The 12,351-nt window shown below is 48.8% G+C and carries 9 protein-coding genes; all 9 read left to right on the top strand.

All coding sequences use genetic code 11. From position 1 onward, the window contains the following. The first annotated feature begins 6 nt into the window (after positions 1-6). The 9 genes from QL234_RS27070 (at position 7) to QL234_RS27030 (ending at position 12,350) form a co-directional block, all read left to right on the top strand. Positions 7-1,188, top strand: coding sequence for a hypothetical protein (locus QL234_RS27070; protein WP_281560880.1), 1,182 nt, complete (start codon positions 7-9; stop codon positions 1,186-1,188). 25 nt (positions 1,189-1,213) lie between these two features. Beyond that, positions 1,214-2,695 (top strand): oligosaccharide flippase family protein, encoded by a 1,482-nt coding sequence (locus QL234_RS27065; protein WP_281560879.1) that lies wholly within the window; start codon positions 1,214-1,216, stop codon positions 2,693-2,695. A 10-nt stretch (positions 2,696-2,705) separates the two neighbouring features. Continuing rightward, positions 2,706-3,986 carry an O-antigen ligase family protein gene (locus QL234_RS27060; protein WP_281560878.1) on the top strand — a complete coding sequence of 427 codons (1,281 nt, stop codon included), beginning with the start codon at positions 2,706-2,708 and terminating at the stop codon, positions 3,984-3,986. After that, positions 3,983-5,677, top strand: a complete 1,695-nt coding sequence (locus QL234_RS27055; RefSeq protein ID WP_281560877.1) for a hypothetical protein — start codon at positions 3,983-3,985, stop codon at positions 5,675-5,677. The genes QL234_RS27060 and QL234_RS27055 overlap by 4 nt, the downstream gene beginning before the upstream one ends. 421 nt (positions 5,678-6,098) lie before the next feature. After that, complete coding sequence (gene xrt, locus QL234_RS27050) at positions 6,099-7,484, top strand: exosortase (RefSeq protein ID WP_281560876.1); 1,386 nt, start codon at positions 6,099-6,101, stop codon at positions 7,482-7,484. Beyond that, positions 7,481-8,245, top strand: a complete 765-nt coding sequence (locus QL234_RS27045) for a polysaccharide deacetylase family protein (RefSeq protein ID WP_281560875.1) — start codon at positions 7,481-7,483, stop codon at positions 8,243-8,245. The genes xrt and QL234_RS27045 overlap by 4 nt, the downstream gene beginning before the upstream one ends. Positions 8,246-8,248: 3 nt before the next feature. Further along, the gene (locus QL234_RS27040) at positions 8,249-9,388 is read left to right on the top strand and encodes a glycosyltransferase family 2 protein (RefSeq protein WP_281560874.1); all 1,140 of its coding nucleotides are present in this window, start codon (positions 8,249-8,251) and stop codon (positions 9,386-9,388) included. 9 nt (positions 9,389-9,397) lie between these two features. Next, positions 9,398-11,239, top strand: coding sequence for an asparagine synthase-related protein (locus QL234_RS27035; protein WP_281560873.1), 1,842 nt, complete (start codon positions 9,398-9,400; stop codon positions 11,237-11,239). 16 nt (positions 11,240-11,255) lie between these two features. Further along, complete coding sequence (locus QL234_RS27030; RefSeq protein WP_281560872.1) at positions 11,256-12,350, top strand: GNAT family N-acetyltransferase; 1,095 nt, start codon at positions 11,256-11,258, stop codon at positions 12,348-12,350. The last annotated feature ends 1 nt before the right edge of the window (position 12,351 follow it).

Below are 12,351 nucleotides of genomic sequence, written 5' to 3'. Positions count from 1 at the left end.
TCAAGTATGGATGCAATAGTCTTAGGCCTGGGCGTCAACGGCCTGGCGGTTACCCGCTCGCTGGGATGCCAACACTTAAAGGTCGCCGGCATTTACCATGACAACGGCGATCTGGGCAGGTATTCCCGGTATCTGAACGCCGTGGAAAAACTGCCAGACAGCTTTGATGCCAAGCAAGTCTTGGCCGCCTGCCGGGCAGTGAGTTCAGCACAGGATAAAACCGGCCATAAACCCGTACTTATTTGCACCACAGATCAATTTGCCGAAACCCTGGCGGGGCACAGCGAACTGTTTGCCCCCTATTTTTTGCTGACCACGCCAAGTAAGGAGCTCTACTGGCGTTTCCTGGCCAAGCAGGCCACCGCAGATATCTGCAATGAGCATAACTTTCCCATACCCGAGACATGTTACAGTAAAACGGCGGGAGAACTGGCTGCCCTGACAAAAAACTTAAGTTACCCGGTGATCATCAAGCCCGATCTCACCTTTGATGGGGGCTTTCCCGGCAAGAATGTCGTGGTCAACAGCCATCAGGAGCTAACAGACTTTATCGGCCGTTACCCTGAGCTGGAAACCCGGGTGGTGGCACAAAGTATCGTACCCAGCGGTGACGGCAATATTTACGTGGTTAGTAGCTTCTCCGATCAAAACGGCAAAGTCAGGGTCATTTATTCCGGCAAAAAAATCCGCCAGTATTTACCCGACTATGGCGTCACCTGTTTCGGGGTCAGCGAGCATCAGGAAAAATTAAAGCAAACCGTGAGTGATTTTCTCGAAGCCATAGGTTATCGCGGTTTTGCCACGCTGGAGTTCGCTTATGACGAGGCAACTGACAGCTTTATTTTTATCGAGCTTAATATCCGCACCTTTTATCACAACCAGCTGTTTAAAGATGCCGGCTTAGACATTAACTATCTCGCCTATCAGCTCACCACAAAGTGCGCAACACTGCCCCCCTGCCTCAGCAGACAAAAAGACGGGGTATACTGGCTCGATTTTACCCGGGATTTCGGCTCCTTTATCCGCAAACGAAAAAGCGGCAAACTCACCCTGCTACCCTGGCTCAAAGATATCAGCAAAGCCCGCTCTTTCGCCTATTTCGACCGTGGCGATCTAAAACCCTTTATCGCATCGGTGAGAAAGTTTATCATAATTTCCTTATCCGGTTTATTTCAGCCAAAAAAATAATATTTAAAAAAAAGGAAACTTTCCGTTGTCTAATCAGCTCATTAAACACAGCATGATTTATTCGTTATTTCAGCTATTTATGATTTTTGCTGGTTTAATTTCCTTTCCTGTTTTAACCAAATCCCTGTCCACGGAAGAATACGGCACCTTAGGCCTGATCACGGTCAGCTTAAGCATGCTCGCCTCCTTCGGCAAATTAGGCATACAGCACGGTATTATCCGCTATCGCGAAGACTATGAAAAAACCACCTTTATCAGCAACATCGCTTATTTAGCCTTACTCGGTCCGCTGGCATTATGCCTGACCTTTATGGCGCTTTCCCTGCTCCTGTATCAACTGGACTTTATTCCGTCAAACCATATAGATACCGTACTTATCGTGATTTTTCTCGCCTTTGGCGAACAAATCAGGAATTTTATCGTCAATTACTTTATCAGCGAACAGGAAAGCCCGCTGGTGGCGAAAATCAGGATCATCAGCAAAGTGATCACTATGACCTTTACCTTATCCACGGTCGTCGTCATTTTAGCTTCCGCCAAAGGCTTTATCTATGGCTTCCTGGTTGCCGAAATTATCGTGCTTTCCCTGACCCTTTTTATTGCCCAAAAGCACAAATTGTTTACCGGCATCAGCTTGTCAAAGGTCTCGGCCAAGATCTACAAACCCCTGCTGCTGTTCAGCATTCCCCTGCTCGGGCTGGAAATGGTCAGTATGCTGCATGCCTTTATCGACCGTTACCTGATCAAATACTTTATGGAAGCCAGATACCTCGGCTATTATTCCGCCTATTACAATATGGCCACTATGCTGGCAGCCTTGATCATCGGCGGACTGACCACGGCTGTTGTGCCCGCTTATCTGAAAACCTGGAATGAACAGGGCCGGGAAGCAACCGAAGCCTTATTAAGCCGGATTTTCAACGGCTTGCTGCTGATCTACCCCATTATCATTATCAGCCTCTGGGTGGTATCAAAAGAGCTGTTTGCCTTGCTCACCACAGACGAATATATCGCCTATGCCTACCTCTTGCCCCTGATTGCCATGGGCGTGCTGCTGCAGTCCGCGATGCCGTTATTTTCCGCCGGGTTAAAAATTAAAAAAGCCTCGATGACCATGTTTTACTCGGTTATTTTCAGTGCAGTGTTAAACCTGATCCTCAACCTTATTTTCATTCCCCGCTACGGTTTAACGGCAGCAGCCATCACCACCACTATCAGTTATGCCTGCATTGCCGCCAGTTTTGCCTATTTCGGCTCAAGCACCCTGACGGTGAGGGTCAATTTTGCTATTTTTCTGCGCAGCTGTTTATATGCCGGGGTTTTCCTGCTGCTGTCGCCTTATATCCAGCATGACATCAATGTTATCCAGCTGGGCCTTAAGGTTGGCGCCGGGGTGGTTTATTTCTGCCTGGTGTTTATCTTATTTGAAAAACCCTTAACCCTCTTTTTATTTAACTCCTTGTTAAAGCGCAATCCCGACGCCAAACAAGCGGTTAAGCCGTTATAAATTGGACACTATGAGACCTGTAAATAAACGACAACAAGCGACCGACCAGGGATTTACCAACTGGCCCTTGCTTATTTTCTTGTTTTTCCTGCCGCTGCGAAATGTAGTCACCAAGTTTTTCCCGCCGTTACCAGGCGGCATCAACTTTGTTAATGTTTTCTTTGTCCTGGCATTTATCTTCTGCTTAAAGAGTAAAGAAAAAATTGACTGGAGTTATGTCCCCAATAAGAAATTGCTCTATTTCATCCTTTATCTGTTTTGCTCTTTGCTGTTGATGATGGCCAACCTGAGCAACCCGATAGAAGGTTCGGCGAACGCCTTAAAAGATTTTGTTTTTATCCTGTGCCTGACCTATATAGTGCAAAGAAGCATCACCCGGGTTGAAGACGTAGAAAAAATTATTATCGCCCTTATCCTGCCTATGCCTTATGTATTCCGCCTGGTTTATTCCCAATACAAGTCGGTGGCCCGCTGGCATTACTCCGATGATTTAAGGGTAAACGGTCCTATGGAAGGGTTAGGCTCCAATGAACTCGGGGCCTACCTGGTCACCACCACCTTGCTATTGCTGGCGCTGGTAACCTTCTATAAATCCAGGAAAAAGTGGGTGCGTTACTTTACCTATCTGGCCCTGGCGTGCTCGGGTATCTCGCTCACCCTGACCTATTCCCGGGGAGCATATCTGGCGATGATCCTGGCGGGGCTGTATTTTTACCTAATCAAGGAGAAAAAGGGCAAACTGACCCTGGTGCTGGTGTTGTTTACCCTCAGCCTGCCGGTGATTATGCCGGTTTCCGTGGTAGAGCGTTTCTCGAGCATCAGTTCCGATGAAAGCGATCGCGATGCCAGCGCCGCGTCACGTTTTGTTTTCTGGGAAGCCGCCTTTGAAAAAGCCCAGGAGTCGCCGATTTGGGGTTATGGCTACCGCAGCTGGCGCAGTCCGGAAATCAATAAAACCGGTATGGATACCCATAACTATTTTGTCAAAACCATAGTCGAAGGCGGGGCAATCGGCATGTTTCTCCTGCTCGCCCTGGTTTATGCCAATTATAAACTCGCCAGGTACGCTTATAAAAATGCCACCGATCCCACCCATAAGGCCATCGCCCTGGCGGTACTGCTGGCGACCCTGGGCATGATGGTGGGTAATATGTTTGGCGATCGTTTTTCACATTATTCAGTCGTGTTTATCTACTGGACCCTGGTAGGCATGCTGATCAAACTGCAGCAGCTCTCGAAAGGGCCGCCGCCTGCCGGCCCTAAAAAACGTAACAATAAAAGATTGCGATGAAAGAAAATAGATTAAAGATCGGATTATTAATCAAAGGCTACCAGGTCGATGCCTGGTTTGCCAAAACCGTGCAGCGGCTGCTTGACAGCGATTATGCCGAGATCGAACTGGTTATTCTCAAGCCTGAAACTCAGGGAATAAACAATCAGGTGCAACTTAAAACCGAACTGGTTAAAAAAAGTAAAAAACTTTGCCTGGCCCTGACCAATAAAGTGGCCGATATCACTTATCGCGCCCTGATGGAAAAACACCCGCAAGTTGCCGATGCCAAAGCCAGGGTAGATTTACGCCCGGCGCTGGCCCGGCTCCCGAGCATTACCCCCGGCTGGCCGGCAGCTAACCAGGAGCTTAGTGATAACGACCTTAACACCATCAGCCAGGCCTCCCTCGATGTGATCATCTGCGACCATGCCAGGGATTTAACCGGCAAGCTATTAACCGCCGCCAGGCATGGGATCTGGTCACTTCATCATACCGACAACCAGATCAGCCGGGCCGGTGCCCCGAGTTACTGGCAAACCTTAGGCGACTGGTCAGAAAGCACCGGGGTTATGCTGATCAAACTCACCCCGGAAAACGAAAATGATCTGATATTATACCGCTCCCATTCGGCCACAGATCATATGGCCTTTACCCATAATAAAAACGCCGAGTACTGGAAAGCATCAACTTTTGTGGCCAGGGTGCTAACTGAGTTGCATCGCCAGGGAGAACAAGCCTTTTATCAAAGAGTCAACGCCGATAATCTGCACCCTGAATTTAATACCAACCGTTGTTTCAATCCGCCGACAGCAAAAGAAAAATTCAAGCTAACCGGCAAAAAACTGCTGGATAAGCTCAATATTTTCTTCAATAAAAGCTTATATTATCAACAGTGGTTTTTGCTCTATGATCTTAAACCCGCCCTGTCGACCAGCTTCAGGCGCTATAAAAAGATCATGCCCCCCAGGGACAGGTTTTGGGCGGATCCCCATATTATTTTTGCCGATGACAAATATTATATTTTCATTGAAGAATTTATGCAGGCCAGCAAAAAAGGCCATATTTCCGTCATTGAAATGGATCGCCAGGGCAATTATAAATTCCCGGTCAAGGTGCTGGAAAAAAATCACCACCTGTCCTACCCCTATGTTTTTATGGTTGACGGGGATTACTATATGATCCCGGAAACCGCCTCCAACCGTACCATAGAGCTATATAAAAGCAGCGAATTCCCCTTTAAATGGCAATGGCAGATGAACCTGATGGAAAACGTTTATGCCGTCGATAGCACCTTGTATTTTCATCAGGGTAAATGGTGGTTATTTGCCAATATGGTGGAAACCAGGGGCGCCTCCTCCATGGATGAGTTGTTTATCTTTTACAGTGATGATTTTCGCACCACCAACTGGCAGGCCCACCAACAAAACCCGGTCATTTCCGATGTCCGTAAAGCACGTCCCGCCGGCGCTATTTTTGAAATGAACGGCAACTTGTACCGGCCATCGCAAAATTGCGCCCACAGATACGGTTACGGCTTTAACTTAAATCATATAACCTGCCTGACCCCAGAGCAATATAGCGAAGTCACGGTTTCCCAGGTGAAACCCAATTGGCAGAAAAACCTGCTGGCCACCCATACCTTTAATAAAACCGGTGAGCTGCAAATCATAGATGTACTGGCGAACAAGTTTAAACTTGGAAAAAAATAATACTTATCAGCATCTTGACTTAAAAAATGAAAATATCCGCCAAAATCATCTATCTCTGGCTCTGAATATTAAAACATTTTATACTAGACCAGATTGTGGTTACTAACTTGCTCTTGCTGTTGACAAAGCAGCTGACAAAAGAATAACAAAGAGCAATAAATGAAGGAATTGACATCATCACCCGGGATAAAGGGCAGTTCTCCTGAGGTTATGATGATTCGGCCGACAGCTGGCAGGACGATACCAACAAGATGAACAATAAACCCGCGAGTAAAAACGTCCGCTGTCTCAGCAAAGGCCAGGTTTGGCTATTTGCCGTTTATTTTCACCCCTTCACCCGAATTCCCGGCAATTGATAATGAATAAGGTTAACCCTGGTTTGAATCTAGCACCTAAAAATTTAAGCATATTGATATGGTTTATGGCATTAATCGCCATATTTAGCGTTTTTTATCCGCTGCAGATCCACGAATACTGGGATGCCTGGATGAACAGCCACAGTTATTCCCACGGCTCATTGCTGCTGCTGGTCAGCCTTTTTCTGATAGGCTCCAAACCTTATGCCGTCGAGGGCTCCAGGGGCAATATCGGCTTCCTGCTGCTGCTGGCAGGGCTTACCCTGGCGTATGCCCTGGCCTCGCTGGCCAAAATAGAAGTGGTATTACGTTTTTTAATGCCCTGCTTTATGATTGCCGCCACCGGGGCGGTATTCGGCTATCGCAACCTGAAAAAGTTTCTGATCCCCCTGTTGCTGCTGTTTTTTACCGTACCGTCATGGTCGATTGTTTCCCCTATTTTTCAGGCCATTGCCGCCAATGCCGTCGCCACCATCAGTATGCTGATCGGCATTCCCACCTATATTGAAGGCAATTCCGTTGCCATTCCCAACGGCACCTTTTTGGTGGCGGAAGGCTGCAGCGGAGTCCGCTATATTCTGGTGGCCTTATCCATCGCCCTGATCAACAGCGAATTATCCCAGTTTAAAACCCGCTCCCAGGTAATTTCCCTGACCCTGGCCTTTGCACTGGCGATTGTCGCCAACTGGGTGCGGATAGAAGTTATCGTGTTATATGCCCACCAGTACGGTATGTCACACCCTATCATCGCCGATCATAACAGCCTGGGCTGGATAGTGTTTGCTGTCTTTATGCTGTTTTATTTCCTGCTGCTGCCTTATATCACCACCCAGGAAAACAAAGAGCAGGCGATCACGCCACAGCCGCTGCAGGCAAGGCAGAAATGGCTGGCACTGGCCACTGTCGCTGTGTTAGCCATGGCGGCGGCAATACCCGCTTATCTTTACCAGCAGGCGCCAATAAATCCGGTCAGCCAGGAAGACAACCAACTCAGTAATCAGGCCGGCAATCAGCCAATAGTTATGCACAACTTTACCCCGCCAACTCAGGAGCAATACCGCCAGGAGCTTGTGCAAGGCAGCCGCCACACCCTGATGCTGCTTGAATATGATATGCGGGATCAAAATGCCGACATCACCGATACGGAAAACCGTCCGGTGAGCAAAAAATACCGCATTAAAGAAGAGATCACCGACAAGGTCGCCGATCACGCGCTGAAAACCTTTATCCTCACCGGAAATGGCAAGCAATATTATTACAGCTTTTGGTATCAGAGCGGCGAGCTGCTGACCACAAGTCTAACCAAAGTCAAACTGGCCTCGGTTACCAGCCTGCTTAAAGGGAATTTTATTAACCGCGCCTATTTTGTCGCCACCGAATGCGACAACGCCTGTACTAACCTGGCGCCCCACCAGGGCTTTATCAAACAACTGATGACAGAAAAACAATGAGCAAGATTTCTTTTACTTCCCTGATGTATCACGGCATACATTCCACCCCGGAATGTGACGGCTGCTTCGATGCCGTCTACAGCGTGACCCGAGAGTCATTTGTTGAGCAACTGGATTACCTGCTGGCCAACCACTACCAGGCGGTGACGCTGGAGCAGGCCCTGAGCGGCGAATATCAAAAGCCTGTGGTGATCACCTTCGATGACGGTGATGTCTCCAACTACAGCTTTGCTTTTCCCGAGCTGAAAAAGCGAAATATGCTGGCGGAGTTTTATATCACCAGCGACTGGATAGACACCCCGGGTTATATGTCCGGCCAGCAGCTGCTGGAAATGCACCAGGCAGGCATGAGCATACAGGCCCATGGCCAGACCCATACCTATATGTCGGATCTGGAGCCAGAAGCACTGGAGCAGGAGCTGAAGATCAGCAAACAAAAGGTGGAGTCCGTCACCCAACACCCGGTGCATACCGTTGCCCTGCCCGGCGGCAGAGGTTTGAAACAGGTATTACCCCTGTACCAGAAATTAGGTTACTCCTATATCGCCACCTCAGTATTGGGGCATAACAAGCGCAAACAACCAATAAACCGTATCACCATGACCAGCAATACCAGTATCAAGGTATTGGCCAATATGCTCTCGGGCACCGGCATGATGTATTGGAAGGCCATTATCGTCCAGCAGGTACTTACCCTGGCCAAGCGTCTGTTGGGCAATAAAAATTATGAAAAAATCCGCAGTAAGTTGATAAGAGTTTAAACTATGGAAGTCATTTTTTTCATCAGTGCCGCCGTCATTTTCTATGCCTATATCGGCTACCCGCTGCTGCTGATGTTACTCAGCCGCAAGCTTGATGACAGCGAGGAACAAGGAGCAATGGCCCCGGAGGATTTTCCCGAGGTCACTGTGGTGTTAGCCGCCTATAATGGCGAGCACAGGATCACCGCCCGTCTGGATAACCTGCTGGCCACCCGCTACCCGCAGGAGAAGCTGCATATTATTATGGTTTCCGACGGCTCCACCGACAATACCGTGGCCGTCGCCAGGGCCTATGATTTTGAGCGCCTGAGGGTGATTGAACAGGAGCAAAACCAAGGGAAAGCCGCGGCAATAAACCAGGCAATGGCCCAGGTAACCACCCCGTTAGTGGCCTTTGCCGATTTACGCCAGGATTTTGCCCCGGACGCGCTTGAGCAAATGTGCCAGCATTTCAACGATAAAGCGGTAGGGGCGGTCACCGGCAATTTGATGATAGAGCAAAACCAGGATGACGGTGCTTCCAAAGATCCCGGCCTCTACTGGAAGTATGAAAAAGCCATCCGCCACGCCGAAGGCCAGATCAATTCCGTGGTCGGTGTCACCGGTGCTATTTACATGATCCGCAGCCAGTTGTTTACGCCGCTGCAACAGCACACCATTTTAGACGATGTCTTTACCCCTATGTGCATTGTCAAAGCCGGCAAACGCGTGGTTATGGCCAACAAGGCCCTGGCCTTTGACAGTTCCAGCCATAGTGTCAAAGAAGAGTTTGGCCGTAAGGTACGCACCCTGGCGGGCAACTACCAGCTGATGAAAATCCTGCCCTGGCTCAATAACCCGTTTAAAAACCCTATTTTCTGGCAATGGTTTTCCCATAAGGTCTGCCGCTTGCTGGTGCCTTTTGCCTTGATCTTGCTCTTTGCTACTTGTATCGCCTTGCAGGAGATGATTTTTAATCTTTTACTGGCCCTGCAGCTGGGCTTTTATGCTTGTGCCTATTATGGTTATAAAAAACTGGTTCAGGGAAAAAATGCCGGTATTTTCAATGTACCGGCCACCTTTGCTATTTTAAATATCGCGGCTTTTATCGCCTTATTTAAACACTTGTTTTCCACTCCGGAAAAATTATGGAAGAAACGTTAGGGGCAATTTGTGCACGGACTCTTTTTTCAGGACACCGCAACCGATAATAAAAAAGCCTTTGATGAGATTTGGCGCTTTAATCCGTCAGAAACCTACAGGCATAGCCAGATCACGCCAAGCTGTGATTTTTTCCAGTTTGACGGCCAAAGCTATGATGAAAGTTATTATCAAAGCGAACACAGCCAAATCTTCATCGACGGCAGCCTGGCGCTAACAGACCGGGACAGCACCCTGCAGCAGTCGCTGGCAGCCATCGAAGCCATCTACCTGAAAAACGGTTATCAAGGGGTGATAGCCGCCATCGCCGCCGGCAGCTTCAACCTGGCAATAGTGGATAAAAAAGCAGAAAAAGTGCTGTTTTTAAATGACTTTATCGGCTCTATCCCCTTATATTATGCCAAGTCGAATCTGGGCACTGTGGTCAGCACCAACCCGATCGCCCTGTTTAACAGCGGTTTATTCCCCACCACCCTGGACATGACAGGCGTTGCCTCCTATGCCCACTTGGGTTACGCCTTCGGCTCCCGCCATATTACCCGGGAGCTCAATAAATTACCGGCTAATTGCTGCCTGGAATATGACTTAACCCGTAAAACCAGCAAAATCCTCAAAGGCCATAACAACCTGTTTGAAACCTTTCCCGAGCGGCAAAACTATCACAGGGAAAAATACGCCCGGCTGATCAACAAAGCCTGTAGCAGGGTAGCAAACACCTCAGGGAAAACCGCTTCTTTTCTCAGCGGCGGCCTGGACTCGAGAATGGTCACCGCCGCCTGGCCAAAAGATCATCCGCTGGAGCATTTTACCTACGGCGCGCCGCAGTCGGCAGAAATAGAATTTGCCAAACAGGTGGCCAGGCTTAACGGTGAGCCGCTGCACCATGTGATCCCGGACGGCGGCGATATTGCTGCCATGATAGAAAATATCTTTGATTTCAGCGGCCTGGCCTGCTTTCCCGAGCGTTATTTTTTCGCACAGCGGATGGCGCAGCAGGGCTTTAACTCGGTTAACGACGGCTTTTTGATCGACGTTTTCCTCGGCGGCGATTTTTTCCTCAACGACAGCTATTTATCGCCGGTAAGCAAACTGGCCAAATACCTGGGACTGTTTATCGATCAAAGCACGAGCAAACATTCCACCGAAGCCATTGCCGAGGCCTATTTCGACAGCGCCAACCTGGTTAAAAGCTATGACCAGTTGGGCCAGTACCTGGATCCCGACTTTATCGGTGCCATCAAACAGGCAAAACCTGCGATACTCGATGATATCTGCACCGAAGTCAAACGTTTTGCACAACATACCGACTCGGTGGCCTATATCTTCAGAAATATTACCGCCGCCAACCGCTCGGTTAACTACACCCTGAGCCAGGGGGTCAACGCCAGGCAGTTTCTCAAGGTCAACTACCCGCTGGGCTTAGACAAAGAGCTGATTTATACCTGCCTCGAACTTTCCCCGATGCAGGCGGCCTACCGCCGGGGACAGCTTAGGGCATTAAAAGACAATTACCCGGCTTTTGCCCAAATCCCCTATAGCCGCACCCGGGTACCGGCCACCTACCCCGCCGCCGCCCATAAATGGGCGTCGATTTTAAACGGTAAAGGCATCTATATCCCGGGTTTCAACGACCGCTATAAAGAAAAAAGCCTGCACTTTAGCAACTGGGGACACTGGTTTAAAGACAACCGCCAGTTAAGGGATATCGCCCGCAACTGGCTGTTAAGCGGTAACATTACCGACAGCAATCGCATAGCGTCATTTTTTGCCGCCATAGCAGAGAACAAAACCCAGGCCAGCGGGCATATCTTCCATATTGCCGGGATCAGTAAATGGATCTCCCGGACCTTATAGCGCAGGATAAGCAGTTTTGTCTAGTCAGTTAACTTTTAAGATCTGGGATGAACAGGCTTTTAGCGACAACCAGCAGCTGTGGCAACAATTACTGGAGAAAAGTGATGCTGACCGGCTGTTTTTGTCCTGGCAGTGGCAATACGCCTGGTGGAAAAACTGCAGCTGTCAAAAACCCCGGCTGCATATCATCGCCGTTTATGAGCAACAGCAACTGGTGGCATTAGCTCCCCTGTTCAGCCATCAAAAGCGCGTCAAAAAGCTGCTGACCATCAGGCAGCTGCAATTTATCGGCTGCAGTTATGATATCCATGATGCGGTGCGCAGCGATAACCTGGATTTTATTGTCCATCGCCAGGCAGAGATAAGCGCCATAGACCAGGTATTGCACCGGGCGATAAACAGCCTGTCCTGGCATACTTGCCTGATCCAAAGCGCCAGCCGCAGCAGCCATGTTTTTCGCCTGCTCAGGGCTTTGAAAACCAGTAAACGCCTGGAACTCTTATCCCGGACCACCAACTATATCGTTGACTTCAGCGAAGATTTTCACAGCTTCAGCAAAAAGTTAAAAAAGAAAGTCAGACAAAAAACCCTTTTACACCGGCGTTTTATCGCCGAACAGCTGGAGTTGAAAACGGTAGGCTTTCAGGAAACTGATGCTTTTATCGAACAATTAAACCGCCTTAAGCTCAGCCGCTGGAACAAAAAAGTTTATGAAAACCAAAGACTCAAGTTCCAGCAAATGTTTACCGGCTTATGCAGCCAAAGCCAGGAGATCTCCCTGCTGTCTTCCATGATGGTCATGGACGATCAGGTGCAATCGGCTTTTTTTGGTTTTGCCTGCGATAACCAGGGTTATTTTCTGCAATACGCCTTTGATCCTGACTATAACAGCAAGCTTTCCCTGGGCTTCTTACACCTGGGTTATGTTATCGAACAGGGTTATAGCCAGGGGTTAACGCAATTACAGCTATTACCCGGAGGCGGCCAGTCGGATCCCTATAAGCAGTACCTGGCCAATAAGATCCAGCCCCAGGTGAGCATACGCATTATTTCCTCCTGGTGGTTACAGGCCCTGCATACCCTGACTAAGATAAAAAAGAAGTTCGGCTAAA

The sequence above is a fragment of the Thalassomonas sp. RHCl1 genome (assembly GCF_947387555.1).
In the GTDB taxonomy this organism is placed as follows: Bacteria; Pseudomonadota; Gammaproteobacteria; order Enterobacterales; family Alteromonadaceae; genus Thalassomonas.
This window is presented reverse-complemented; position numbering and strand designations above follow the sequence as displayed.

What these genes read in the sequence shown, in the direction of transcription:
- QL234_RS27070 (WP_281560880.1), top strand. Translation starts at nt 7, where the DNA reads ATGGATGCAATAGTCTTAGGCCTGGGCGTCAACGGCCTGGCGGTTACC.
- QL234_RS27060 (WP_281560878.1), top strand. Translation starts at nt 2,706, where the DNA reads ATGAGACCTGTAAATAAACGACAACAAGCGACCGACCAGGGATTTACC.
- QL234_RS27055 (WP_281560877.1), top strand. Translation starts at nt 3,983, where the DNA reads ATGAAAGAAAATAGATTAAAGATCGGATTATTAATCAAAGGCTACCAG.
- xrt (WP_281560876.1), top strand. Translation starts at nt 6,099, where the DNA reads ATGGCATTAATCGCCATATTTAGCGTTTTTTATCCGCTGCAGATCCAC.
- QL234_RS27045 (WP_281560875.1), top strand. Translation starts at nt 7,481, where the DNA reads ATGAGCAAGATTTCTTTTACTTCCCTGATGTATCACGGCATACATTCC.
- QL234_RS27040 (WP_281560874.1), top strand. Translation starts at nt 8,249, where the DNA reads ATGGAAGTCATTTTTTTCATCAGTGCCGCCGTCATTTTCTATGCCTAT.